Source organism: Myroides odoratus (genome assembly GCF_965118575.1).
GTDB lineage: Bacteria > Bacteroidota > Bacteroidia > Flavobacteriales > Flavobacteriaceae > Flavobacterium > Flavobacterium odoratum_B.
On sequence record NZ_CBCPHW010000001.1, the window covers coordinates 163,971 to 190,298 of the forward strand.

Below are 26,328 nucleotides of genomic sequence, written 5' to 3' on the forward strand. Positions count from 1 at the left end.
TATTTTTGAGGAGCACCAACCTCAATTTAAATTCATTCTTTAATGAAATACATTCGCACGTTTTTTAGTGTTTTATGGCGTACTTGGTTTTATCTATGGATGCTCCTTGTTATACTTTTACTATCCCCCCTTTTACTAGCAACGATTTGGTCGGATTCTACTTACCCCTCTTTTTATAAAATAGCTCGTTTATGGGCAAAATTGACCTTTTATGGCATGGGTATGTCCTATCATAAAGAAGCTTCCTATCCGCTAGAAAAAGGCAAAAGCTATATGTTTATTGCCAATCATTCTTCTATGATGGATATTTTGATGATGTTGCTTTTAGTGAAAGACAATCCCTTTGTATTTGTGGGTAAGAAAGAATTAGCGAAGTTGCCTATTTTTGGTTTTTTCTATAAGAAGACCTGTATTTTGGTAGATAGAAAGGATTCGAAAAGTAGATATCAAGTGTTTCAAAGTGCACAGAAAAAACTAAATAGTGGGCTAAGTATTTGTATTTTTCCAGAAGGCGGGGTGCCAGATGATAGGCATATTGTATTAGATAGCTTTAAAGATGGTGCTTTTCGTTTAGCTATTGATCATCAAATCCCAGTTGTACCTATTGCTTTGGGTTATTTGAAATATTATTTTCCCTTTCAATGGGGACTGGGTAAACCTGGAAAAGTTCCGGTGGTTATTTTACCGCCAATCTCTACGCAAGGAATGAAACAAGATCACAAAAAAGAAGTGAAAGAACAAGCGTATCAGGGAATCTTAGAGGTAGTTTCAGTTTGGGAAAGAAAAAAGATTAAAAAGGTTGCTTAAAAGGCAACTAAAACATTGATTTATAATTCTTAGACCAATTTTGGTACTTTTTTTGTTTAGTCTAATCCAATGACTAAATATTGTTCCATGCGAATTAAAACTTACTTGGGATACCTTCTATTGCGAGGGTTTCTTCTTAATTGGCCTATTCTATTGGCCTGGATGCTTTTCTTTTTGTTTACGGATCGTGCCTTAAAGGCGTACGTAGTTGTATATAGTTATTATTTTTTGAATATTTATATGGTTCTTTGTTTAGGGATACTGGGGTATAAATCTTTCTGGTTTAGAAAAAAGGGAATACTTTGGTTAGATTGGATTAGTTATTGTTGCTTAGTTGGCATTGCCTATTTGTCGTCTTATCTTATTTTAAAAATATATTAAATTGAAAAAGCCTCAAAGTTTTAATTTTTGAGGCTTTTTTTATAGGAAGATGCTCGTATTAAGCATTTTTATTTTTAATTTCTTCTTTAATTTTTTGTTCTAACTCATCCATCAATTCAGGATTGTCTTTAATTAAGGATTTTACAGCATCTCTACCTTGACCAAGTTTTGTATCGCCATAACTAAACCAAGATCCGCTTTTTTTCACGATTTCATAGTCTACGGCTAAATCTAATACTTCACCAACTTTAGAAATTCCTTCTCCATACATAATATCAAATTCTGCTGTACGGAATGGGGGTGCTACCTTATTTTTTACAACCTTAACTTTGGTACGGTTACCAATTACATTTTCGCCATCTTTGATTTGAGTAGAGCGACGAATATCAATACGAATCGAAGCATAAAATTTTAATGCATTTCCTCCTGTGGTTGTCTCTGGACTACCAAACATAACCCCGATCTTATCTCTTAATTGGTTAATAAAGAAAACCGTACAGTTGGTCTTGCTAATTGTAGAAGTTAACTTTCTTAAAGCTTGTGACATTAAACGAGCATGTAATCCCATTTTAGAATCTCCCATCTCTCCTTCAATCTCTCCTTTAGGTGTTAAGGCCGCAACCGAGTCAATAACAACGATATCAATCGCGCCAGAACGAATTAAGTTCTCTGCAATTTCTAAAGCTTGTTCCCCATTGTCAGGTTGTGAAATGATTAAATTGTCGATATCAACCCCTAATTTCTGAGCATAAAAACGGTCAAAAGCATGTTCTGCATCAATAAAGGCTGCAATGCCTCCTGCTTTTTGTGCTTCTGCAATTGCATGTAACGTTAAGGTAGTTTTTCCTGAAGATTCAGGACCATATATTTCAATAATTCTTCCTCTCGGATATCCATTTACTCCTAAAGCTAAGTCTACACCTAATGATCCAGAAGAGATAACTTCAACTTCTTCAACAGCTGTATCTCCTAATTTCATTACAGTTCCTTTTCCGTAGGTTTTGTCTAATTTGTCTAATGTAAGCTGTAAGGCTTTTAATTTAGCTTCTTTATCTGCACTCATTTTTTTGAAATATTGGTTCTTAACTGATGTAAAAATAAGCTAAAATTGTCAGAGATGATTGCTTTGTTTTAATTATGCTACAATTTGTAGCAAAAGATACTTTTTTTATTGCTCAATTGGGATTGATGAACTTTTGTAAACGGTGAGGTAGCTTAGTAGTGCGAGGATAAAGGCTTATATTTTGCGTTGACCTAGTAACCAAGGCAAGGCAGAAGAAGGGGAAGGGATTTGAGGAAAAATTAAAAGGAACCTAAAAAAGTCCATTTTTTTTCAGTTTGATATGGGTTTGATTAAAAATATCACATTCATTTTGATTTTTGTAAAGGCTTAGTTTATACCTTTACAGCGCAGAAAAACATCGATCATTTCTTAACGGATTGATCAAGTGAAGAAGGAGAATCAACCAAAATCAACCAAACTTAGAGAGAAAAGCACACTTTTAAAGCGGGTGTGTGACGTTCTGTGTTGTTGTTTGAAGTAGCGTTTTCTTGAAAAGGAGAGGATGTTTATTCTCTATTTAAACAAAATCAGGCAATTCAATTACTTATAAAATAATTTGTGATGTCACATTCAAAATCGACGCAATTAAATCGCGTAACAGCTGGTACTCTATTAGTAACTCTTGGAATTATATACGGAGATATTGGAACTTCTCCGCTCTATGTGATGAAGGCTATTATGGGACGTGCAACTATTCGCGAAGAGGTTGTGTTAGGAGCAATTTCTTGTGTTTTTTGGACTTTAACTTTACAGACCACTATTAAATATGTGTTTTTAACGTTAAAAGCGGATAATAATGGAGAAGGTGGGATTTTTTCTCTTTTTACGCTAGTAAAAAAATTGAAGAAACCGTGGTTAATTGTTCCAGCTATTATTGGTGGAAGTGCCTTACTCGCTGATGGAATTATAACACCGCCAATTTCAATCTCTTCTGCGGTAGAAGGACTTAAAATTTACCAACCAGAATTAGCAACGATACCTATTGTGATAGGAATCTTGATGGGAATCTTCTTTATTCAACAATTTGGTACAAAAACGATTGGTAAGTTTTTTGGTCCTATGATGATGGTTTGGTTTTTAATGCTAGGGATTTTAGGATTCAGTCATTTATTGGATAATTTGAGCGTTCTGCGTGCTATAAATCCGTATTATGCGTTTCACCTTTTGTCGATACATTCGGAAGGTTACTTTGTTTTGGGATTTGTATTTTTATGTACAACGGGGGCAGAAGCTTTGTATAGTGATTTAGGTCATTGTGGAATTAAGAATATTCGCATTAGCTGGGCATTTGTTAAGACAATGCTAGTTTTGTGTTATTTCGGTCAAGGAGCAATGCTAATTGAACATGCGGGAAAAACACTGATAGACTTATCGCCAAATTCAGATCAACCAGCGAATCCTTTTTATTTAGTTATGCCTGATTGGTTTTTACCCTTTGGAATAGGAATTGCTACACTTGCTGCAGTTATTGCTTCTCAAGCCTTGATTAGTGGTTCATTTACCTTGATTAATGAAGCGATTCGATTAAATCTGTGGCCTAAAATACGCGTAAAATTTCCAACGAATATTAGAGGACAATTGTACATCCCTTCTGTAAATTTTTTACTATTTATCGGTTGTGTTTTCGTTGTGCTACATTTCAAAGAATCAGGAAATATGGAAGCTGCTTATGGATTAGCCATTACGCTTTGTATGATTAGTACAACAATCCTATTGGGATACTTCATGGTCTTGAAACGTGTACCTATCGTATTAATTATTTTGATTGAACTCGTTTACCTTACCATTGAGGTTTCCTTTTTTATCTCTAACGTTCAAAAATTTTCACATGGAGGCTATGTGACCGTTTTTATTGCGGGAATTTTGGCTTCGGTTATGACTGTTAACTACTTAGGAAAGAAAATTAGACGGAATTATACGGATTTGGTCGATATTGCAGATTATCAACAGATTTTGACAGATTTGAGTCAAGATCACACCATGCCTAGATACGTGACTAACTTAGTCTATCTAACGAATGCTTATAACCCATCAAAGGTTGAATATAAAGCGATGTTTTCCATTATTAATCGACGCCCTAAGCGCGCCGATAATTATTGGTTTGTCCATGTCAATGTGGTAGATGAACCTTATAGACTCGAATATAAAATTGTAAAATATGGACCTAATAAAAATATTTTACGCGTTGATTTTTATTTGGGATTCAGAAATGAACAACGCATTAATGTCTTGATGAAACAAGTAGTTACTGAATTGATGAATCAAGGGGAAATTGATATTACTAGTCGATGCGAATCACTGCAGAAAATCGATGCTGTTGGTGATTTTGAATATGTTTTGATTGAAAAAGAATTGTCGTATGATAATGATTTGCCAATGAAAGAGAAGATTATTCTGGATTTATATGACTTTTTAAAGAAGATCTCCTTATCAGAAGAAAAGGCTTTTGGGTTGGATAGTAGTGCGGTTAAAGTTGAGCGTTTCCCACTGATAATTAAACCTATTGAAGACTTGCCTTTAAAGCGTTTAGAATAAAAAGGTATAATTTTATAAAAGACTGATTTACAGCAATGTAAATCAGTCTTTCTCATTTTACTCTTTTATTTTCAAAACAAAAGAGTATCTTTGCGCCTGGAAATTCTTCCATTTAGAATTTCAAATCGTTTTTTTAATTATTCTACACTTAAATTTATATAGCATGCAACTGTATAACACCTTAAGCGCAGAAGAAAGAGCAGAACTTATTGAGCAAGCGGGAGAAAATCGCTTGACTTTGTCTTTCTATGCGTATGCCAAAATCGAAAACCCACAACAATTTAGAGATGATTTATTCTTAGCCTGGAATGCGCTAGACGCCTTAGGTCGTACTTACGTAGCAAAGGAAGGAATCAACGCACAAATGTCTGTACCAGCATCTCAATTTGATGCGTTCAGAGAAACTTTAGAAGCCTATGATTTTATGCAAGGTATTCGGCTAAATGTTGCGGTTGAACAAGATGATTTATCGTTTTTAAAACTTACCGTAAAGATTCGAAGTAAAATTGTTGCAGATGGATTAAAAGATGAAACTTTTGATGTGACCAATAAAGGGATTCACGTAAAAGCTACAGAATTTAATCAATTATTAGAAGATCCCAATACGGTTGTTGTTGATTTTCGAAATCACTACGAAAGTGAAGTAGGCCATTTTATTGGAGCTATTACCCCGGATGTGGATACTTTCCGTGAATCCTTGCCAATCATCAAAGATCAATTGGAAGATAGTAAGGAAGAGAAAAACTTGTTGATGTATTGTACAGGTGGAATTCGATGTGAAAAAGCTTCTGCTTATTTTAAACACCACGGATTCAAGAATGTTTATCAGTTAGAAGGAGGTATTATTGAATATACCCGTCAAGTAAAAGCGGAAGGTCTAGAGAGTAAATTTATTGGTAAAAATTTTGTTTTTGATCACCGTTTAGGGGAGCGAATTACCGATGATGTGATTGCAAATTGTCATCAATGTGGAAGTCCTTGTGATGTGCACGTAAATTGTGCAAATGAGGCTTGTCATTTATTGTTTATTCAGTGTGATACCTGTGCAGAACAAATGCACGGTTGTTGCTCGGATGAATGTCTGGAAATTATTCAAATGCCTGTTGATGAACAAAAACGCTTGAGAAAAGGAGTACAGAAAGGGAATCTTATTTTCAAAAAAGGACGATCGGAATCTTTGAAATTCAAGAAAGACGTTGATGGTACAGTAGAAATTCAACCTGTAAAAGTGAGTACTGTTACTCAAATTAGAAAAAAACAGGTAGAACGCAAACAATTGGTGGGAACGGTGCAACACTATTTTACCAAAGCTCAAGTAGGTCAATTTTTGATAGATAAAGCCATACACAGGGGCGATAAGATTGCCATTCTAGGACCAACAACCGGTGATGAACGTTTAACTTTAAACAGAATGTTAGTCAATGGACAAGAAGTAACTGAGGTTAAGGTAGGAGATCTTATGACTATGGAATTGAGTTTTCGGGTACGTAAAAACGATCAAATATTTAAAATTCTAGATTAAATATATAAGCTATGACAGTTTCAGGAAGAGTTGAATTGATGGCTCCAGCTGGAAACTTCGAATCATTGCAAGCTGCAATTGATAACGGAGCTGATTCAGTATATTTTGGAGTGGATCAATTGAATATGAGAGCGCGTTCGACAGTAAATTTTTCGGTGGATGATTTATCCGAAATAGCTAGACGTTGTAAAGAGAAAAATATTCGTACTTATTTGACATTAAACACCATCATTTATGATCATGATTTGTCAGTAGTCAAAACCTTATTAAACAAAGCGAAAGAGGCCGGTTTAACGGCTGTAATTGCTTCGGATCAAGCTGTGATTTCTTCAGCAAGAGCGATTGGTTTTGAGGTGCACATCTCGACGCAGTTGAACGTAACTAATATTGAAACGGTTAAATTTTATAGTTTATTTGCTGATACGATCGTTTTATCGCGTGAATTGAGTTTACGCCAAGTAAAAATGATTACAGAAGCAATCGAAAGAGACCAAGTAAAAGGACCTTCAGGGCATTTAATAGAAATTGAAATTTTTGGACATGGGGCGCTATGTATGGCTGTTTCGGGTAAATGTTATTTGAGTTTACACTCGCATAATTCTTCCGCAAACCGCGGTGCATGCAAGCAAAATTGTCGTAAAAAATATACGGTTATTGATCAAGATAGTGGATTTGAAATCGAGATTGATAACGAGTATATGATGTCACCTAAGGACTTGTGTACGATTGATTTCTTGGACCAAGTGATTGATGCAGGAGCCAAAGTGCTAAAAATAGAGGGAAGAGGCAGAGCTCCTGAATATGTTGCTACTGTTATTCGAACCTATAGAGAAGCTCTAGATGCTATTGCTGATGGAACTTATAGTAAAGAAAAAGTGACCGAATGGATGGTGGCTTTAGAAACGGTTTACAATCGCGGATTTTGGAGTGGTTATTATTTGGGACAAAAATTGGGGGAATGGAGTGATAATCCTGGCAGTAATGCAACACAGAAAAAAGTATATGTCGGTAAAGCAGCTCATTATTTCCAAAAAGCATCCATTGGCGAGTTTAAAATTGAAGCCTATGAGATTAAAATTGGCGATCGAATTTTAATTACGGGTCCAAGTACAGGTGCTCAGGAATTAAGGATTGAGGAACTATTTGTCAATGAACAACCAGCAGAAAAAGCAACAAAAGGAGATGATTGCACGCTTAAATTACCTTTTCGGGTTCGATTATCTGATAAAATGTATAAAATAGTTACAAGCGAATGATTGTAATTACCTTACAACGCGATAAATGCATTGGCTGTAATTACTGTGTTGAAGTTGCTCCACAGCAGTTTCAAATGTCAAAAAAAGACGGAAAAACAGTATTGTTGAAAGGAGTGAATACCAAGGGGTTTCACACCTTAAAATCACCAGATTATACGATTTTAGAAGCTTGTGAACAGGCGCAAAAAGTATGTCCTGTACATATTATTACCGTAAAAGAAGTGTAAAGACATGAAAAAAATATATTATTTGAGCTCTTGCAGTACCTGTAAGCGAATTTTAGGTGAAATGCCGAACCTAGACCGCTTTGAATTGCAAGACATTAAGAAAGAGGCTGTTACTTCAGAACAATTGCAAGTAATGTATCGTTTAGTGGGGAGTTATGAAGCACTAGTTAATAAGCGAGCGCAATTGTATAAAACAAGAGGGTTAAAAGATCAAAACTTGCAAGAAGAAGATTATAAAGATTTAATTTTAGAACACTATACTTTTTTAAATCGACCCGTAATTTTAATTGATGACCTTATTTTTGTAGGGAATAGTAAAAAAGTAGTCGAAGAAGCTCTTATAGAAGCTAAAAAATAGAGAAATCGAAGTGAAAACTTCGATTTCTGTGTTTTTATGTACTTCATTTATAGTGTGTTATGTCTTTTTTTTGTTTTTTGTGACCAATAAGATGTGACCAAATGCGAAATGGATTGTCTTAATAATGAAAAAGGGAATAATTGCTATGAAGTTTTTCAAGATTTAATAAAATGAAAAGTATACTATACTGGTTTGGATTTTAATTGTTTATTAAGGGGTTCAATCAGAAAGAAGAGCCGGTATAGTTCTTTTGTAAAAGTGAAAAAATAGCTATTGAAAAAGAATATTTTATTTCATAAATAGTGTGAAGTTGGTTTAGACTTATCGTAGTGAAAAGATTGGTTTGTTTTTAAAAGAGTTACGGTTAAGTACAACGTTGGTTTGAAAAGGGAAGTTTTTTACTTCCCTTTTTTTTGTTCACCTAACTTTGAGGTGTCCGCAAGAGATTTTTACAATTGCAGTTGTGTGTTACCATGTGAATTTTCACTTTTTTACCTCTTTTTTTTAATTTAAGTAGTTATCAGCAATTTATTTTAGTTTTTGTTACCTTTGTAGTCATTATCTATTTAGCGTATGATACATTCAATGACTGGGTTTGGTAAAGCATGTTTACAATTACCCACAAAAAAAATTACAATCGAAGTAAAGTCACTTAATAGCAAAAGCCTAGATTTAAATGTGCGTTTGCCCTTGAGTTATAGAGAAAAGGAATTGGCTTTGCGCAATCAAATTGCCCAAGAATTAGAGCGCGGAAAAGTAGATTTTTCGCTGTTTTGCGAAATAACAGCAGAAGAGACATCTAGTAAAATCAATGCACCAATTGTTCTAGCTTATATTGAGCAAATGAAAGCGATTATTCCTAATGCAGATGCCACAGAGTTGATGAAAATGGCTGTTCGTATGCCTGATGCTTTAAAAGTTGAACGCAATGATTTTGATGAAAACGAATGGAAAGCGATTGAAGTTGTTATCAATGATGCAATTCAAAGCATGAAAGCATTTCGTTTAAGTGAAGGAAAATCATTGGAAAATGATTTTAAAGCACGTATAGCGAGTCTTTTCTCCTATATGGAACAGGTATCTGTGCTAGATAAAGATCGAATTGTAATTGTAAAAGAACGCCTTCGTACAAATTTGAGTGAATTACAATTGACAATTGACGAAAATAGATTTGAACAAGAGGTAATTTACTATTTAGAAAAATTGGATATCACAGAAGAAAAAGTACGTTTATCTAAACATTTAGAATACTTCTTAGAAACCTTAGAAGGAAATGAAGCTAATGGTAGAAAATTAGGTTTTATTGCACAAGAAATGGGGAGAGAGATTAATACGATGGGTTCTAAATCTAATCATGCCGAAATGCAACAGATTGTTGTGCGCATGAAAGATGAGTTGGAAAAAATCAAAGAGCAGGTATTAAACGTATTATAAAGACAACACAAGCACAGTATGAATAAGGGAAAATTAATCGTCTTTTCAGCCCCTTCGGGTTCTGGAAAAACGACTATTGTACGACATCTATTAGAAAAAAAAGACCTTAATCTTGAATTCTCTATTTCGTGTACCTCGCGTGAGCCAAGAGAAGGTGAAGTAAATGGAAAAGATTATTATTTTATTTCTCTAGAAGATTTTAAAAAACACATTAAAAATGATGATTTTTTAGAATGGGAAGAAGTATATCGCGATAATTTTTATGGAACCTTAAAAGTGGAAGTTGAACGTATCTGGTCTTTAGGCAAAAACGTGATTTTTGATATTGACGTAGCGGGAGGATTGCGTATCAAGCGAAAATTTCCGGATGAAACGTTAGCTGTTTTTGTAAAACCACCTAGTATTGATGAGCTTAAAATTCGACTGAAAAAACGCTCTACAGAAAGTGAAGATAAAATTAATATGCGTATTGCTAAGGCTTCCGTTGAGTTAGCTACAGCTCCGCAATTTGATACGATTATAAAAAATTACGACCTAGATACAGCGAAACAAGAAGCGCATGAATTGGTACGTGAATTTGTAAAATAAGAAACTATGAAAGTTGGTTTGTATTTTGGTACCTTTAATCCTGTACATATAGGACATGTGGTCATCGCAAATCACATGATTCAGTATAGTGATTTAGAAGAGGTTTGGATGGTGGTTACGCCCCAGAATCCGCTAAAAAAGAAGAAAGGATTGTTGGAAGACTTTCATCGGATTCACATGGTAAATCTTGCTACACAAGATTATGATTCTATTCGACCCTCAGATATTGAATTTAATTTACCCCAACCTAATTATACGGTAAATACAATGGTCTATTTGCAAGAGCGTTTTCCAAAACACGATTTTGCGCTGATTATGGGGGAGGATAATTTAGATTCATTTCCAAAGTGGAAAAATTATGAGGTACTGCTCAATCAATATAAAATATATGTCTATCCGCGTTTAGATAGAAATAGAGTAAGGGCTAGTGAATTGGCAGATCATCCCAATGTTTATATGATTGAAAATGCTCCTATCATGGAGATATCTGCAACCTTTATTCGCGATGGAATAAAGGAAGGAAAAGTAGTACAACCTTTATTAGATAAAGAAGTTTGGAAATATATAGATCACAATCTATTTTATAAAAAATAAGTAAAGAAAAAGAGCAGTTTTACGGCTCTTTTTCTTTTTGCAAAACGCTGTGTACAACACCTATATGGATGATAAGCAACAGGGAGTTATGCATTAAAATAAGGATTTTGCTTAGATTTTATTTCTCTATTTGACTTGAAGTTTCGGTGTGTCGTTGCGTTTCTAGTTCAATTTTTCGGATCGTTTGTCCAGTAACAGGTTCTCCTCTTTCTGTATAAACATTGTTGACATAGTAGTTTATAAATTGCAAAGGAAGACCAATGCCTGTTTGAAGTGATGCGGTGGTCTGTAGATGATAATGTAGATGCGGACCTGCTGAATAGCCACTATTTCCTGCTAAACCTACCTCTTGCCCTCGAACTACTGTATCGCCTACCGCTACGATGATCGAGTTCTTTTTTAAATGTAGCATAAAGGAAAACTCTCCATTCAAATGGTCAATGATAAGGTAATTCCCTAGACTTTGTTTTCTGTTTTTAGTACCAGGAACATTATCCGCAATCGCATTTTCAACCGCTATTATTTTTCCATCTCCAGGAGCATTTAAACGCTTTCCGAAACAATAATAATCTTCATTTTTGGTTCCATCTCCACTATTTCCCCTTCTGTTTATGATATGAGCGATATCTAAGGCATACCTTTGATGGCGATTAGGCGCAAAATGGTGATTTTCCTCCAGTGATTTTCCTCCTGCAACAATGTACCAGTCACCCTCAAAAGGAAGTTCTAATACCGTTTTTGTTTGATATTTTAAATAGATATCTTCATCGTATTCACCTTCATCTCCTATCAAATTATCTGTACAAGAGATTACTAAAAGGGCAAATGTAAAAACGCAACTTATTAATTTGAAAAGCTTCATAATTAGAATTTATAGTTAATACCGAGGTTTAATTGATGTTGTAATTCTCTGTATGCACTTGGTACTTGGAGTCGAGAATAATTAAAATTGTACCTTGCTTTTATATCCAGATGATCCGAAAGTTTGTACCCATATTCTAATTCCCATAAAGTACTCTGATAGTGATCTAAAGTAAAAAATTTAGCTTCTGCATTTGTAACTCGTAGTAATACGACAGGAAGTGTCAGTTTGGATGATAGGTAGTGCTTGTCTGTCAACTGATAACTAATTCTACCAGAAATTCCGAATTCTTGATGAAAGGAGGCATAATCTCCCTTGTGATAAGAAGCTAAAGAGGTTTGCGATTGCAAGCCTACATGAACGGCAAACTGGGGATCGTTATATACTTTTTTTAAATAAGCGAAGGTCATACTCGCTTTAAAATAATCGGTGTTTAACTTGGACAAATAATCGGTTTTTAGTTTCGTTGATAAATAGTCCAGTTTCACTTCAAATAAGTTTTTATTTTTACTGAGGTGTGTATAGTTCAATCCATATACCGAACTCTCGTACGTATATTTGGCAACTGGAGCAAATTCCAAATTTTTGAGCCCCCCAAAATTAGTTCCTACAGAAAATTCCAACTGGTTTTTTTTCGGATCGGTTTGTGCTTGAACAGCTACTGTAGTTAAGAGTACAGTAGGTAACAGAAGTCTAGTTAATTTCATACAAAGTTGATTATCATCGGGCAAAACTAGAGGAATAAAAAAAAGACGGGTACGAATAGATTGAAAGTGAACAAATCCGAACTTATTTTACACGCACCCTACAATTCAGGCCTGTGCTAGGTTGAAGTTTGTACTTGAATTCCTTTAGTTAATCATTTCTTAATGAGGTATGGAAGTTTTCATTGTTCAATTAAATTCGTTCTTGTAAAACGAAATCACAAGCTAAGGGATGTTTTGTCATTACCCATAAATCAGCCATTTTATACTACCTTGGCTAAGAAAAATAGTATGAATAAACCACGTATAAAACTTTGATTTATCTAACCCTACTTAACATTGCTATTTTTCAAGGAATAATTTTAGGTTTAATTATTCTAAAATCATCGTTATTCAATAGTCTATCTAACAAATATTTAGCGTATGCTATTTTTACGCTTTCAATCCTTCTGTTAAACCTTGTATTAGATTTAGGTGGAGCTTACCATACCTGGCCTTTTTTGCAGTTAATTGACAATGTTGAATGGACTTTTCTTTTACCTGTTTTTCTCTTTCTTTTTATTTATTACAGGGTTAAGCCGGCTTTGACTTATTCGAAAATAAAAATCAACTTGCTATTTGTCCCTTTTGGCTATTCGGTTTTCCTTGCCCTATTTTGCGATGCGAATGCCCTATTTAGTTTAGCTACAATTCCTTTATTTTCTAGCGATGCAGTAGAGCTGCTAATTGATATTGAAGGAGTTTTGGCGATAACGTTTATTCCCTTACTTCCCTTGTATTCTTATCGACTCTTGAAATATTCAAAAGAGGAACAGGAAAGAAAATGGCTGAAGGCATTATGGATAATCTTTGCACTATTGGTATACGGGGTAATCCTTACGCTAATGATAGCTCTGTTTTTTCAATACGATGTTACCCAGATTATGAAAAGCCTTGCCCTATTTGGCACTTTTTTAATTCATTGGATAACTTACCTTGGGATTTTTAAATTTAAATTAGCCAACGACAAAACAGCAATTCTGAACTTCTTGAATGCAAAGACTTTGGATCAGATACCGCAAATAGAAAACGTTCCGATGAAGGAAGGAAATAAAGAACCGATGACTTCCGATAATCTATACTTTCAACAATTGGAGCTACTTTGCAAAGAGGAGCATATATATACCGATAGCGCTTTAACCAGAGAAATGATTGCCGAAAGACTGGGAATAAGTGTGGGCTATGTTTCTCAAATTGTAAATACAATCACACAAGATAATTTTACCAATTATATCAATACGTATCGAGTAGAAGCGATTAAGCAAATGATTGTAAACCCAGAATTTAAAAATTACAAAGTCCTAACGATTGGTTTAGAGGCAGGGTTTACTTCTAAAACTACTTTTTATACGGCTTTTAAAAAATTGACTGGATTGACACCAAATGAATATCGAAATAGGTATAAATAAAGTAAACTTAAGCAGCATTTTCCACGGATATACGGCAACCTTTATTTCTATTTTAAGATAAAGGAGGATCTATTTGTTTATCCTATGCTAGTATTAAGTAATTGTTGGGTAACAATTGAGAATTGTTTTACAGTCTTTCAATTGGTTGCATTAAGTTTTTTAGTTACTTTTGACAAGTTATAAGCTAAAATTATGAGTGATTATCCAAAGTTTGCAGTAATTGGAGGGGGAAGTTGGGCAACAGCTATCGTAAAAATGCTTAGTGAAAATCTAAAGCAAATTGCGTGGTATATGCGAAATGAGAATGCCATAGAAGAAATTAAGGTAAACCATCACAACCCTAATTATTTGAGTTCCGTTGAATTTGATATCGATCAGTTATTGTTAACCAATGATATAAATAAAGCGGTTTCTTATGCTGATTACGTCATTTTTGCCATTCCTTCTGCTTTTTTAAGCGAGGAAATGGAACAGTTGTATGTTAGTCTAGAGAATAAAGTAGTTATCTCTGCCATCAAGGGCATTATTCCGGAAACAAGTTTAATTGTCGGAGAGCATTTTCACCAAACGTATGGGGTTTCTTATGACGATATTGCCGTAATAACAGGACCTTGCCATGCAGAGGAAGTTGCCTTAGAAAGATTGTCCTATCTTACAATTGCCTGTCGCAATGAAGAGCGAGCTAAGGTAATAGAAAGTTGCATTCGCAGCCATTACATCAAAGTAAAAGTAACGGATGATATTATAGGTACAGAGTATGCTGCTGTGTTGAAAAATATTTATGCTATTGCTTGCGGGATGGCACATGGATTAGGTTATGGCGACAATTTTCAGGCCTTATTAATGAGTAATGCCATTCGAGAAATGAAGAAATTCATTAAGAAAGTGCATCACATGAAACGCAATATCAATAATTCAGCCTATTTAGGGGATTTATTAGTTACGGGCTATTCCCTGTTTTCTCGTAATCGCATGTTTGGAAACATGATTGGAAAGGGATATACTGTAAAATCAGCACAAATGGAGATGAATATGATTGCTGAAGGCTATTATGCGGCAAAAAGTGCTTATGAACTCAATGCACAATACGGAGCTAAGACGCCAATTATCAATGCGGTATATGATATCTTATACAATGGAAAAGACCCGAAAAAGATATTTAGAAAATTAACAGAGAAATTAGATTAAAAAAACATAAAAAAGACCGTTATTGGTTTTTTGGTCTTAAAAAGCAACATAATTAATTGATTTACAATTGGTTGTGTTGCTTTTTTTAATTTTAATATTTTTGTTTTTATTGTTGTAATTTGCTGATGTTTAGCTGGTTGTGAAGATTTGCCTAGGAGTAGAATATATCAATTAGTTTTGTGCAGTTAAAAATAAAAAAAGATGGATCATTTAATTAACCACCCTGGCCTGTTGGCTATTTTTGGAATTGTAGTTTTAGTTATGCTTTTGTTAGATTTAGGTGTTTTCAACCGAAATAGCCATGTTGTCTCAACAAAAGAAGCGTTAATTTGGACCGTAGTATGGATTAGTTTAGCCATGGTCTTTAGTGGCGTTATCTATTACTATATGGATTTCGAAAATTTTGCTCGTTTCCAGTCTGCGTATTGGATAGAAAAAGCTTTATCAATTGATAATCTCTTTGTATTTATTCTTGTGTTTACCTTTTTTAAAGTGCCCAAAGAGTTACACCACCGTGTTTTATTTTGGGGTATCATTGGTGCTTTAGTATTTAGAGCTATTTTCATCTTTGCAGGGGTTGAGTTAATTAACCACACGTATTTGCCCGCTTTTGAGTTGTTGGGTCAACAAGTAGAAATTAACGTGGTCTTGACCATCTTTGGAGTCTTTTTATTGGTGTCAGGAATTAAATCGTGGTTTGCAAAAGAAGAGCACAGCGAGGAGCAAGATTTGACAAAGAATTTTGCTGTGCGCATGGTACACAAATTTTTTAAAGTAAGTAATGAATACGATGGAGATAAGTTTTTTACCATTAAAAATGGCGTAAAAATGGTAACTCCTTTATTTGTTGCTTTAATGGTTATTGAATTTACCGATTTAGTATTCGCTGTAGATAGTATTCCTGCCATTTTTGCAATTGCTCCTGATGATCCATTTATCCTATATACCTCTAATATCTTTGCTATTTTAGGATTGCGTTCACTTTACTTCTTACTGGCTAATTTTATGGATAAATTCTCTAAGTTGAAGTATGGTTTAGCGATTATCTTATCCTTTATCGGAGTTAAGATGATTATTTCTCCATTTGTACATATAGAGTCTTTAGTATCTTTAGCTGTTATAGCTAGTGTATTAATTTTATCGGTGGTTCTATCTTTGCTTTTTCCACCCAAAAAAGAAATCCTTTAAAAAAATTAAAAATTTAACTATAAAAAAGGCTGCCTCATCGAGACAGCCTTTTATTTTTTGAAACACGAACAACTAAGATTTAGTTGCGTTTTTATGCCCTCTGTGGCACATGGTACAGGTTACCACATTTATATTTTCAGGATTTGGGTCATTTTCCCAATTGAAATTTTCTGCATTGATTTTACGAGTCATGCGAATCATATGTCGTGCAATTTCTTTTTCCTTTTTTGCATCTGAAGCAAAATCTAAACCGTCTTTATCTTCTGCTTTGGCATGACAATAGCTACATTTAACGCCTAATGCAGCATTATATCCTTTCATTACTTTTTCCAAAGCATCTTTAGAAATGTCGCTAGGAAGTACCGTTAGATTTTTCCATTCTGATTCATTTACCACACGCTCTGTGACGGTTGTATTGTTTTTGAATGAAAGTAAACTGAGTATTAAGCTAAAAAAGCCTACTACTATCCAGGTGTTTTTAAGTTTCATATATCTTGCCTTTATAGTTTAGGACAAGATATAAAAACAAACACTTGGAATTAATATAAATAGCACTTAACCCGTTGGTTTTTAGTTATTTTTGATTGATAACTCCGTTCTTGTCACTGTATGGAAGTTGCTGTAGGGATTGGTCTGAAATACTTTTTGCAGGAAAGACGAAGTTTTTATCATATAGCTTAGCACCCTGAAAATAAGTTAGCATAAACGTATTGTCTAAATCAAAAATCGCTTCGTCTAGCAATTCTACTTTTACACATTCGCCAACAGCTAAAGAAGGGAAAGCATGTCTGAATATACTTGACGCTTTCTGATTGCCATTTAATTCACCTTCTGCCTTAGAAACAATTAGAATAGCTTCGATTGCTTCATTTGAATTATTAAATAAGTAAGCGTACCAAGCATCTTGTAAAAATTCTTCGTTATACTCTTTTACAACAGCAATTTCAACACCTTTTGCTTGAGGTATTTCTATGTCTTTTTTCATTCGAATAAAATTTGAGCAAAGATAAAATTATTTCCACGATTCTACTTTTTGTTTTTATAATTGAGTTTGGTCTGAAATTTGTTATAACTAAAATAATAATGATAGTTTTTTGGTTTTAGTTTTGAAAAGAAAACCTTTCGAAGGAATGTTCGAAAGGTTTTCTTATGTATAGAATTTCAAGAAATTGTGTAACGTTTATTGTATCTTCCGTACTAATTTAAAAATACTAAATTAAGACGGTTATGATGTATAAAAGGTTTTTGACCTTAGAGCGAAAGCGTTTAGCGAGAGGAAGTAAAAGCAATATGGATGTTATTGTTCTCGTATTTAAGTGGTTAGCTATTGTTTACTTCGCTTGTATGATGTTACTCGCAGGTATTGCTACCTATAAGGGAATTCAAGAATATACGACTTCCATATCGCCTATTGAAATGGTAAGTCGCTATTTAATTTACTATTTCGCCTTGGAGCTTTTATTTCGTTTTTTCCTACAAAAAGGTCCTGTAGCTGCTATTAAGCCCTATTTAATTCTCAATATACCTCGTTCAAAAATCGTAACTTTTTATGTGGGGAAAACTTTTTTAAGTGCTTTTAATATCGTTCAGCTGTTTTTTTTCATTCCATTTGCTATTGTTGCTGTGTATCAGGGAGAAAGTATAAGTGCTGTCTTAGCATGGACGTTAGCGGTTTATGCAATCGTCTTTATGATGCATTGTATCAATATTTTAATGAGTGCTTATTCACTTGTTTTTTATAGTGTAGTTGGAATGGTGGCTCTTTGTTTTGCCTTGCAGTATTATGAATTTGTTGATCCAACCCTTTATACTCAATATTTGTATGTTTTAGCTTACCAATACCCGATAAGTTTAGTTGGATATCTGGCCTTGTTAGGTGTATTAGTTTGGAGTACATATCGTTTCTACTTGAAGCGAATGTATTTAGATGATTTAGAAAAGGTACGCATCAAAGAAGGAATTGCTCTTGAAATGAGTTGGTTAGATCGCTTTGGTCGATATGCAAGTTTTTTGCGCAACGATATTCGTTTGATTATTCGAAATAAAAGAGCGAGACTCACCGTATTAATGAGTTTTCTTTTTCTTTTTTATGGTTTGTTTATCTTCAACACATCGGGAGAGGGTGGTATGTCCAATGGCTTTACCGTGTTCATTGCTTTCTTTTCAACAGGTGGATTTTTAATGTTATTTGGACAATATGTACCCAGTTGGGATTCTTCTTATTATCCATTATTAATGACGCAAAATGTATTATATCGCGATTATTTAATGTCAAAATGGTTGATTATTGCTTTGGGTACTTTTGTTTCTACGCTCTTGTGCTTCTTTTATGTTTTTGTTGATGTTCAGTTGTTTTATTTGATGATAGCCATGGGAGTTTTTAACATTGGAATCAATGGATACTTTGTGTTATGGGGAGGCGCTTATCTAAAAACACCAATGGATTTAACTGCAGCAAAAAATGTTTTTGGAGATAAAAATGCATTTAATATGCGTGTGATGTTAATTAGTATGCCTAAGATGGTACTGCCAATTTTATTTTATTTTATTGGGGATTTACTCTTTCCCTTTTGGGGCGGTTTTGTATTACTTATTGTAGTAGGAATAACTGGAATGTTCTTATATCCGTATGCCTTTCAGTTCATTGAAAAAATTTATACACGTGAAAAATATGCAGCTTTAGCTGCTTACAAAAAATAATTGGAGTTATGATACAAGTAAATAATTTACGCAAAACATATAATGGAACGACTGTTCTCGATTTAAGCACACTCGAAATTTCTAAAGGGGAGAGTATTGGTTTAGTAGGCAATAATGGTGCTGGAAAAACCACTTTTTTTAGCTTGTTGCTAGATTTAATACAACCTACTGCAGGGACTATTTTTTCAAAAGGCAATAATGTATCAGCCTCCGAGCAATGGAAAAACTATACGGCTGCTTTTTTAGATGAAACATTTCTTATCGGTTATCTCACCGCAGAGGAATATTTCATTTTTCTAGGAAGTTTACGTGGATGGTCTAAAAGTGATGTAGAAGAATTTGTTCAGGAGCATAGCGCTTTTTTTAATGGGGAAGTTTTAAATCAAAAAAAATACATTCGCGATTTTTCGAAGGGAAATCAAAAGAAAATTGGCATTGTAGGCGCTTTTATAGGAAATCCGGAATTGGTTATTTTAGATGAACCTTTTGCCAATCTCGATCCATCTACGCAAATTCGCTTAAAGGAATTAGTGAAGAGAAAAAGAGCGACCAAAGAAATGACGATTATTATTTCTAGCCACGATTTACAACATACCTATGAGGTTTCAGATCGTATTTTAGCCTTAGAAAAGGGGAAACTGATACACGATGTATTAACCGAAGCCATTACTTATCAAGAATTAGAAGGGTTTTTTAGTATACAAAGCGAAAATTGAATCAAATAATGGGAAACAGTGCTCTACTGATGAGCACTTTTTTTATATAACTTCACTTGTAATTTTATCCTGATTAGTAAAATATTATAGCCGTTTCTTTTGTGATTTGCAGAGATTTATTTCTATTTTTAGGGAAATGAAAAGGAGTTGAGGTATAGAGTAAGTGTAAAATTGGCGCAAAATTGGCGCAGAGTAAATAGAGATTAGATTACAAGGAGAAATAAAGAGAGAAGAGTAACATTTTATTTTTTAACAATATTTGTTTAAAGTATTAAAAAGTGATGTATTTTTACTGTCTTTAGAATACTAAAATAGAGAAAAAAGAGTTGTTATACAAAGTTTAACCTATATATTGAAAACAAAGTTTGTCATTCGGTTTGGAGGAATTATTCTGCTAATTCTGTCTTTTATAGCCTGTTCTGTAAAAAAGGATAAGAGGTTAAATAGGGGATATCATGCTTTAACAACAAAGTACAATATTCTTTTTCATGGCGATGAATCCTATACCGAAGCACTTGATGCTTTGAAGGAAGGCTATTTTGATGATTATTGGGAGATATTACCTATTGAGCGAATTCAAATTGAGGTAGATCCAGAGCGTGAATTCGAAAAGGGAATCGCACTAGATTCTAAGCAAGGATCCGTATTAGATAATCTATCCGTTGCAGGAAATAAGTTAGGAGAGTCTGAGAGTACAGATGGACAAGGTTTTACACGTGCTGAGAATAAAGCCGTAAAAGCCATTCAAAAACATTCGATGTACATCAAAGGCAGAGAGCGCAATAGTCAGATGGGCAATGCCTATTTATTACTCGGAAAATCGCGTTACTACGACGGTCGATTCGTGCCTGCTTTAGAGGCATTTAATTATATCTTATATAAATATCCAGATAGTGATTTAATTGGGGAAGCCAAAGTTTGGCGTGAGAAAACCAATTTGCGCTTGCGCTATGATGATTTAGCCATTAAGAACTTGAAAGAACTATTACGCGAACGCAAAGGTAGGTTGAGCAAACAGGTAGAGTCAGAAGCTTATTCGATGTTGGCGCAAGGCTATATTAACCTTGAACAATTAGATAGTGCTAGTACGGCATTGAAAGCCGCAGAAGCGCGAGTTTCTACTAAAGAAGAAAAAGCGCGTTATAATTTTATTTTAGGTCAGTTAAATGGACGTTTAGGCAATAAAGAGGAAGCAACGAAGCATTTTGAAACCATTATAGAAATGAACCGCCAAGCTCCCAGAACTTATGTTATGCATGCATATGCAGAGGTTTTTGATTTAAATGGAGCTGCTAAAACGGATTCTGTCGCTTTTTTAAAACAGTATAAAGCTTTACTGAAAGATCGTGAAAATAGACCTTATTTGGATGTTTTGAATCGCCAAGTAGGCCTTTTTTATAGAGATATAGGTAAACAAGAACAAGCTTTAGACTATTTAAAGATAGCAGCTAAAGAAGGAAAGCAGGATAAGCAATTAAAAGCAAGAAATTTTTTAAGTATAGCCGATATTCATTTTAATTCGGCAGGATATGCAATTGCAGGACAATATTACGATAGTGCAATTGCTTTATTGCCTCCAAAGGCAAAGGAAACATTTCGAATCACCAAGCGAAGAGAATCTTTGCGAGAAGTGGTTGATTTAGAAATTGTCGCACAAAAAAATGACAGTATTTTACATTTGGTAGGGCTATCTCCAGAAGAGAAGAACACCTATTTTCAGACGTATATCGATGCCTTAAAAAAAGAAGATTTTAGAAAAATTCAAGCGAATCTCGGAACGAAAAACAATGCAGGCACAGATTTTTTTAATGTACCTAATTTTGGTGAGGCTATTGAAAAATCATTTGGAGAAACCAACTTTGGCAGCCAAGGAGGAAAGACGACTTTTTATTTTTACTCCAATCAGGCATTAACTCGTGGGCGCCAAGATTTTAAACGCCGTTGGGGTACACGTGCCTTAACGGATAATTGGAGATGGAGTGCCATGCAGTCATCGGCGAGCGTAGCTACTAATGAAGAAATGGAAGAGGGATTAACGGATAATCAAACGAAGAAAAATACGGACAAAGACGACTTTGTCGATCCGCGTTATCAATTGGAAACCTATGTCAATAAAATACCGACCGATAGCACGCAAATTGCCAAATTAAAAGAAGATCGCGATTTGGCTTATTTTGAATTAGGCGCTATTTACAGTGAACGTTTTGGTAAAATAGCAGAAGGGATTGATCGCTTAGAACGCTTATTGACTTTTGATCCAAAAGAACGCTTAATCCTACCTACCATGTACAAGTTGTACAAATTGTATCAGGAAATAGATCCGAATAAGGCGGCGCAAATGAAAGCTCAGATTGTTGCCCAACATCCTGAATCCAGATATGCGAAATTGTTACAAAACTTAAGCGTGGGTAGTGATGGGGATCTTTCACCAGAACAAATTTACGTTTCTGTATATCAGTTGTTTAAGGCAGATAATTTTGATGAGGCTAAAGCGATGATGAAAAATGCTTTAGAAAATATAGATGATGGATACATCAGCAAATTTGAATTGCTGAATGCCATGATTATTGCACGTACAGAAGGGGTTAAAAAATACAAAGAAGCCTTAAACTATTTGGCTTTGACGTATAGTTCAACTGCAGAAGGTAGAGAGGCAGCCCAGTTGTTAGAAACCGTAATACCTGCGTTAGAAGCGAAACAATTTGCAACAACCGATTCTAGTAATTGGAAAATTATAGTGGCTGTACCTACCAATAAAATAGCAGAATTTGCTAAAATTAAAGCAAATATGCAGCGTCTGGCTGGAATGGAAGCGGGCACAGGATTAAAGTTTACAGACGATTATTACCTCGTTACTGAGAAACTATATGTTTTGCACGGTTTCAAATCAAAAGTAGAAGCAGAACTAATCATTAGCCGATTGGGAGATGATTCAGTTTATATTCCTATTATGCAAGAGGATTATAGTGTTGTTCAGATTAAAAAGAATATAAATGAATACCGCGTTCCAGGCAATGTGGAACCATAAATAACGTTTTTGTAATGTTTGAAAAATCAATAAAAAAAGCAAAAGGAACAGGATTAGATTTGTTGGGACAAACAAATCGTATTGTAGAAGGAACAACGATCAAAGGGAATATTGAAGCTATTGCAGATATTCGTATCGATGGAGTTATTGAAGGAAATGTAGAGGTAAAAGGACGTTTAGTATTAGGCCCAATTGCTCGAATAAAAGGAGATATTCGTTGTGAAAACAGCGAAATTGAAGGAGAAATTGAGGGGAATATTGTGGTTAATGATTTGCTTACCGTGAAATCTACGGCAAAAATAAAAGGAGATATAAAAGTCGGACGATTAGCTGTAGAACCTGGGGCAAAAATTGATGTAAAATGCCAAATGGTAGGTTGTGACACCGTGTCATAATGAAGGAAAATAAATCACCAAATAAATGGTTAACTTTGATAAATATCCCTTTTCAAATGGGTGTAATTATCTATTTATCCCATCTTTTAGGGGTTTGGTTGGATGACAAATATGGATTTCAAGCAGCTATTGCAAATAAAATTTGTACTTTATTGGGAGTAGGTTTAGCTTTGTACCAAGTAATTAAACAAGTCAATCAGTTAAATAAATAAAAGAATGGACAAAGAAACTTTACATATTGGGTTAAAACTCTTTATTGGTTTAGTGGTAGTTTTTGCCTTGCATTATGCAGTTGTAGCTTTTACGGATGCGGGAGAATCTTTGATGGATTTAGGGTATAGTTTAGAAAAATTTTATGGATTTGAATTTTTGTTTTCAATCGCCCTCTTTTTTTCTATGTTTGCAATCAAAAATAGTTTGCCAAATAATTTAGGATTTGTCTTTTTAGGATTCATTACTTTACGGCTTATTGCAAGCTATTTATTTGCGAAAAAAGGACTAGATAGTGAAGCGGTTGTAGAAGGGTTTAAATACAATTTTTTAGTAATTGTATTGGTTTTCCTTGGAGGTGACGCATTTGTAGCCTATTCCGTTTTGAATAAGAATATTATATCAAAATAAACTAAATAAAAAAAAGTTTCGTATAAGGGTATGATAATACAAGATTTATTGTACTTTTGCACAAAATTTTAAGAACCAAAATATTCAAGAAGTTAAGATATGGTGACTCTCAAGAAATCACTGAATTTATTAGCAGCTGTATTATTTACAGTGTCGTCAGTATTTTCGTATGCTCAAACTACTACTCAAAAACTTGAAAACTCAATTCAAGATACTGAGAAATCTATTGAAACAACCCTTGAAGTAGTTGAAGGGGTGGAAGTAGAAAACCAAGCTGAAATGACGCAAGCTGATAAAGTTCAAGCTCATATTACGCATCACTTAGCAGATGATTATTCATTTGTTTTCTTTTCAGATGAAGCAACAGGTGAAAATTATGGTTTTCCATTGCCTGTTATTTTAATTGACAACGGTCTTAAAGTCTTCATGTCGTCAGAATTTGACTACGGAAAAAAAGTAGTTGAAAAAGACGGACAGTTTTACAAGTTATACCACGGTAAAATTTACAAAACAGACGCAGCAGGTACTATCGTGTACGACGAAGCACATCATGCAACAAATGAGAAGCCACTTGATTTCTCAATTACAAAGAACGTCGCTTCTTTGTTTTTTACTACAATTTTAATGTTTGTCCTTTTCTTGGGATTAGCAAAAACATATAAAAAAGGGCCTAACAATTTGCCGAAGGGAATTGCTAGAGGTTTAGAACCTTTAGTTATTTATGTTCGCGATGAGATGGCTGTACCTAATATTGGTAAAGCAAAATACAAAAAGTTTATGCCGTATTTACTGTCTGTATTCTTCTTGATTTTCCTTTTGAATATTTTAGGATTAACTCCTCTAGGATTTAATGTTACAGGTAGTATTTCAGTAACCGCATGTTTGGCAATTTGTACTTTTGTTATCGTACATTTTTCTGCGAACAAAGACTATTGGAAACACATGTTCTGGATGCCAGGTGTACCCGTGCCAATGAAGCTTATGCTTATGCCAATTGAGATTTTAGGTGCAATAATTAAGCCATTCTCTTTAATGGTGCGTCTATTTGCTAATATCACAGCAGGACACTCGGTAGTATTCGGATTAATTGCGATTATTTTCGTAATGAAAGAAAGCCTTGGAACAGGTGGAGCGATTGGAATTGGATTTTTCCTTTCTACGTTCTTAGTTGTCTTAGAAGTTTTAGTTGCTTTCTTACAAGCGTTCATCTTCACTATGTTGTCATCTTTATTTATTGGAATGGCTGTAGCAGATCACGATCACGAAGAAGCACATCATTAAGAATAGAAAATTAAAGAGTAAAAATAAATTTGTTTAATTAATATTAAATTCAATACTATGACAATTCCAACTATCATTGGTGCAGGTTTAATCGTAATCGGAGCTGGTTACGGATTAGGTAAAATTGGTTCTTCTGCAATGGACGCTATTGCTCGTCAACCAGAAGCTGCTGGAAAAATCCAAACTGCAATGATTATCATTGGAGCATTATTGGAAGGTTTAGCATTCGGTGCTTTAATCTTAGGTAAATAATCCAAGTTAGTACAAAGAGTTTATCTGTGACGGTTGGTTGCAGGTAAACTTCTTATTTTAATTAAACAAAATCAGGTATAAAAAGTATAATTTTAGATAATGGATAAGTTAATTAACGATTTCAGTTTTGGACTATTTTTCTGGCAACTAATTATCATGATAGTAATTGTTGTTCTCTTAGGAAAATTCGCGTGGAAACCAATTGTAAATGCTTTAGAAGCTCGTGAAGAGGGTATTACTGATGCATTAGCAGCGGCAGAAAACGCTAAAAGAGAAATGGCTAATTTAAAAGCAGATAACGAAAAGTTATTAGTTGAAGCTCGTGCTGAGCGTGATTCTTTACTAAAAGAAGCTCGTGAGATCAAAGAAAAATTGATTGCTGAGGCTAAAACGGAAGCAGAAGCCCAAGGAGAGAAATTAATCGCTCAGGCAAAAGCTACTATTCAAAGTGAGAAAGCTGCGGCTATTCTTGAGTTAAAAACACAAGTTTCATCAATTTCAATTGAAATCGCTGAAAAATTATTGAAAGATCAATTATCGAACAAAGAAGCTCAAACTAAATTAGTTGAGAAAATGTTGGATGATGTAAAATTAAACTAATATCACTATGGTAAGCACTAGAGCTGCGGCACGTTATGCAAAAGCAATGCTTGAGGTTTCTTTAGAAAAAGGAAATGTTGATGCTATCAATACAGATATGATCCTTATTTCTCAATCAATAGCTCAAAGCAGTGAATTGAAAGCGTTTCTTGTGAATCCTATTGTTAAGGATCAGTTGAAGTTAAATGCTTTATTAGAAGTATTTGCCTCTGTAAACGAAGGAACAAAAGAGTTATTCAACGTACTACTTGCAAATAAGAGATTTGAAATTTTAGGCGCGATTGCGTTAGAATTTCAAAAACAATACGATTTGCACAAAGGTATTGAGAAAGTAACTGTTACTACAGCAATGCCTATTGATGCTAGTATAGAAGCGAAGGTGTTAGATAAAGTGAAAACTTTAGCTCCTGGAAAAGAGATTGTAATTACCAATGTTGTTGATGAATCAATTTTAGGAGGATTCATCTTGAAAATTGGCGATATGCAATACAATGCTTCTTTAGCAAATCAATTACAAGTATTAAAAAGAGAATTAATTAAGTAAAAAAATCACCGCACGAATTTTCGTGTAAAAACATAG

General features: G+C 34.3%; 27 protein-coding genes. 22 read left to right on the forward strand and 5 right to left on the reverse strand.

Annotated elements, in window-relative coordinates:
* Positions 1–42: 42 nt before the first annotated feature.
* Complete coding sequence (locus tag ACMHJ2_RS00685) at positions 43–807, forward strand: lysophospholipid acyltransferase family protein (protein WP_413511037.1); 765 nt, start codon at positions 43–45, stop codon at positions 805–807.
* Positions 808–1,246: 439 nt separating this feature from the next.
* Here the strand turns inward: ACMHJ2_RS00685 and recA are convergent, their stop codons facing one another.
* Positions 1,247–2,251 carry a recombinase RecA gene (gene recA, locus ACMHJ2_RS00690; protein ID WP_413511038.1) on the reverse strand — a complete coding sequence of 335 codons (1,005 nt, stop codon included), beginning with the start codon at positions 2,249–2,251 and terminating at the stop codon, positions 1,247–1,249.
* Positions 2,252–2,812: 561 nt separating this feature from the next.
* Here recA and ACMHJ2_RS00695 point away from each other — a divergent pair.
* From ACMHJ2_RS00695 to nadD, 8 genes are all read left to right on the forward strand, one after another.
* Positions 2,813–4,786 carry a KUP/HAK/KT family potassium transporter gene (locus ACMHJ2_RS00695; protein ID WP_413511039.1) on the forward strand — a complete coding sequence of 658 codons (1,974 nt, stop codon included), beginning with the start codon at positions 2,813–2,815 and terminating at the stop codon, positions 4,784–4,786.
* 163 nt (positions 4,787–4,949) lie between these two features.
* Complete coding sequence (locus tag ACMHJ2_RS00700; protein ID WP_413511040.1) at positions 4,950–6,308, forward strand: rhodanese-related sulfurtransferase; 1,359 nt, start codon at positions 4,950–4,952, stop codon at positions 6,306–6,308.
* Positions 6,309–6,319: 11 nt separating this feature from the next.
* Positions 6,320–7,564, forward strand: coding sequence for a peptidase U32 family protein (locus ACMHJ2_RS00705; protein WP_413511041.1), 1,245 nt, complete (start codon positions 6,320–6,322; stop codon positions 7,562–7,564).
* Entirely contained in the window at positions 7,561–7,791 is a 231-nt protein-coding gene (locus ACMHJ2_RS00710) for a ferredoxin (RefSeq protein WP_413511042.1), read from the forward strand. The genes ACMHJ2_RS00705 and ACMHJ2_RS00710 overlap by 4 nt, the downstream gene beginning before the upstream one ends.
* Before the next feature lie 4 nt (positions 7,792–7,795).
* Positions 7,796–8,149: an arsenate reductase family protein gene (locus tag ACMHJ2_RS00715; protein ID WP_413511043.1), complete on the forward strand. Its 354-nt coding sequence runs from the start codon at positions 7,796–7,798 to the stop codon at positions 8,147–8,149.
* A 585-nt stretch (positions 8,150–8,734) separates the two neighbouring features.
* Entirely contained in the window at positions 8,735–9,583 is an 849-nt protein-coding gene (locus tag ACMHJ2_RS00720) for a YicC/YloC family endoribonuclease (RefSeq protein ID WP_413511179.1), read from the forward strand.
* Positions 9,584–9,601: 18 nt separating this feature from the next.
* Complete coding sequence (gene gmk / locus ACMHJ2_RS00725; RefSeq protein WP_413511044.1) at positions 9,602–10,171, forward strand: guanylate kinase; 570 nt, start codon at positions 9,602–9,604, stop codon at positions 10,169–10,171.
* Between the two features lie 6 nt (positions 10,172–10,177).
* Positions 10,178–10,765 carry a nicotinate (nicotinamide) nucleotide adenylyltransferase gene (gene nadD, locus ACMHJ2_RS00730; protein WP_413511045.1) on the forward strand — a complete coding sequence of 196 codons (588 nt, stop codon included), beginning with the start codon at positions 10,178–10,180 and terminating at the stop codon, positions 10,763–10,765.
* A 118-nt stretch (positions 10,766–10,883) separates the two neighbouring features.
* Here the strand turns inward: nadD and ACMHJ2_RS00735 are convergent, their stop codons facing one another.
* Together ACMHJ2_RS00735 and ACMHJ2_RS00740 are read right to left on the reverse strand one after the other, a co-directional pair.
* Positions 10,884–11,627: a M23 family metallopeptidase gene (locus ACMHJ2_RS00735; RefSeq protein WP_413511046.1), complete on the reverse strand. Its 744-nt coding sequence runs from the start codon at positions 11,625–11,627 to the stop codon at positions 10,884–10,886.
* Positions 11,628–11,629: 2 nt separating this feature from the next.
* Complete coding sequence (locus ACMHJ2_RS00740; protein ID WP_413511047.1) at positions 11,630–12,334, reverse strand: hypothetical protein; 705 nt, start codon at positions 12,332–12,334, stop codon at positions 11,630–11,632.
* Positions 12,335–12,645: 311 nt separating this feature from the next.
* Here ACMHJ2_RS00740 and ACMHJ2_RS00745 point away from each other — a divergent pair, with 311 nt between their 5' ends.
* The 3 genes from ACMHJ2_RS00745 to ACMHJ2_RS00755 all read left to right on the forward strand — a co-directional run bounded on the left by ACMHJ2_RS00745 (position 12,646) and on the right by ACMHJ2_RS00755 (position 16,155).
* Positions 12,646–13,779 carry a helix-turn-helix domain-containing protein gene (locus ACMHJ2_RS00745; RefSeq protein WP_413511048.1) on the forward strand — a complete coding sequence of 378 codons (1,134 nt, stop codon included), beginning with the start codon at positions 12,646–12,648 and terminating at the stop codon, positions 13,777–13,779.
* 192 nt (positions 13,780–13,971) lie between these two features.
* On the forward strand, positions 13,972–14,967 hold the full coding sequence (locus ACMHJ2_RS00750; protein ID WP_413511049.1) for an NAD(P)H-dependent glycerol-3-phosphate dehydrogenase: 996 nt from the start codon (positions 13,972–13,974) through the stop codon (positions 14,965–14,967).
* 201 nt (positions 14,968–15,168) lie between these two features.
* Entirely contained in the window at positions 15,169–16,155 is a 987-nt protein-coding gene (locus ACMHJ2_RS00755) for a TerC/Alx family metal homeostasis membrane protein (protein ID WP_413511050.1), read from the forward strand.
* A gap of 72 nt (positions 16,156–16,227) precedes the next feature.
* Here the strand turns inward: ACMHJ2_RS00755 and ACMHJ2_RS00760 are convergent, their stop codons facing one another.
* Together ACMHJ2_RS00760 and ACMHJ2_RS00765 are read right to left on the reverse strand one after the other, a co-directional pair.
* On the reverse strand, positions 16,228–16,644 hold the full coding sequence (locus tag ACMHJ2_RS00760) for a c-type cytochrome (RefSeq protein ID WP_413511051.1): 417 nt from the start codon (positions 16,642–16,644) through the stop codon (positions 16,228–16,230).
* Between the two features lie 85 nt (positions 16,645–16,729).
* Complete coding sequence (locus ACMHJ2_RS00765) at positions 16,730–17,140, reverse strand: hypothetical protein (RefSeq protein ID WP_413511052.1); 411 nt, start codon at positions 17,138–17,140, stop codon at positions 16,730–16,732.
* A 242-nt stretch (positions 17,141–17,382) separates the two neighbouring features.
* Here ACMHJ2_RS00765 and ACMHJ2_RS00770 point away from each other — a divergent pair, with 242 nt between their 5' ends.
* The 10 genes from ACMHJ2_RS00770 to atpH all read left to right on the forward strand — a co-directional run bounded on the left by ACMHJ2_RS00770 (position 17,383) and on the right by atpH (position 26,292).
* A complete protein-coding gene (locus ACMHJ2_RS00770) occupies positions 17,383–18,855 on the forward strand; it encodes a DUF5687 family protein (protein WP_413511053.1) in 1,473 nt (490 codons plus the stop codon).
* Positions 18,856–18,863: 8 nt separating this feature from the next.
* A complete protein-coding gene (locus ACMHJ2_RS00775; protein ID WP_413511054.1) occupies positions 18,864–19,571 on the forward strand; it encodes an ABC transporter ATP-binding protein in 708 nt (235 codons plus the stop codon).
* 352 nt (positions 19,572–19,923) lie between these two features.
* A complete protein-coding gene (locus tag ACMHJ2_RS00780; RefSeq protein WP_413511055.1) occupies positions 19,924–22,599 on the forward strand; it encodes a tetratricopeptide repeat protein in 2,676 nt (891 codons plus the stop codon).
* 14 nt (positions 22,600–22,613) lie between these two features.
* Positions 22,614–22,994 (forward strand): bactofilin family protein, encoded by a 381-nt coding sequence (locus ACMHJ2_RS00785; RefSeq protein WP_413511056.1) that lies wholly within the window; start codon positions 22,614–22,616, stop codon positions 22,992–22,994.
* Positions 22,994–23,206: an AtpZ/AtpI family protein gene (locus tag ACMHJ2_RS00790; RefSeq protein WP_413511057.1), complete on the forward strand. Its 213-nt coding sequence runs from the start codon at positions 22,994–22,996 to the stop codon at positions 23,204–23,206. The genes ACMHJ2_RS00785 and ACMHJ2_RS00790 overlap by 1 nt, the downstream gene beginning before the upstream one ends.
* A gap of 4 nt (positions 23,207–23,210) precedes the next feature.
* Positions 23,211–23,615 carry a DUF6168 family protein gene (locus ACMHJ2_RS00795; RefSeq protein ID WP_413511058.1) on the forward strand — a complete coding sequence of 135 codons (405 nt, stop codon included), beginning with the start codon at positions 23,211–23,213 and terminating at the stop codon, positions 23,613–23,615.
* A 99-nt stretch (positions 23,616–23,714) separates the two neighbouring features.
* Positions 23,715–24,896 carry a F0F1 ATP synthase subunit A gene (gene atpB, locus ACMHJ2_RS00800; RefSeq protein ID WP_413511059.1) on the forward strand — a complete coding sequence of 394 codons (1,182 nt, stop codon included), beginning with the start codon at positions 23,715–23,717 and terminating at the stop codon, positions 24,894–24,896.
* Positions 24,897–24,953: 57 nt separating this feature from the next.
* The gene (locus ACMHJ2_RS00805; RefSeq protein WP_060874638.1) at positions 24,954–25,148 is read left to right on the forward strand and encodes an ATP synthase F0 subunit C; all 195 of its coding nucleotides are present in this window, start codon (positions 24,954–24,956) and stop codon (positions 25,146–25,148) included.
* A 99-nt stretch (positions 25,149–25,247) separates the two neighbouring features.
* Positions 25,248–25,748: a F0F1 ATP synthase subunit B gene (locus ACMHJ2_RS00810; RefSeq protein ID WP_413511060.1), complete on the forward strand. Its 501-nt coding sequence runs from the start codon at positions 25,248–25,250 to the stop codon at positions 25,746–25,748.
* Positions 25,749–25,755: 7 nt separating this feature from the next.
* On the forward strand, positions 25,756–26,292 hold the full coding sequence (atpH, locus tag ACMHJ2_RS00815) for an ATP synthase F1 subunit delta (protein ID WP_413511061.1): 537 nt from the start codon (positions 25,756–25,758) through the stop codon (positions 26,290–26,292).
* The last annotated feature ends 36 nt before the right edge of the window (positions 26,293–26,328 follow it).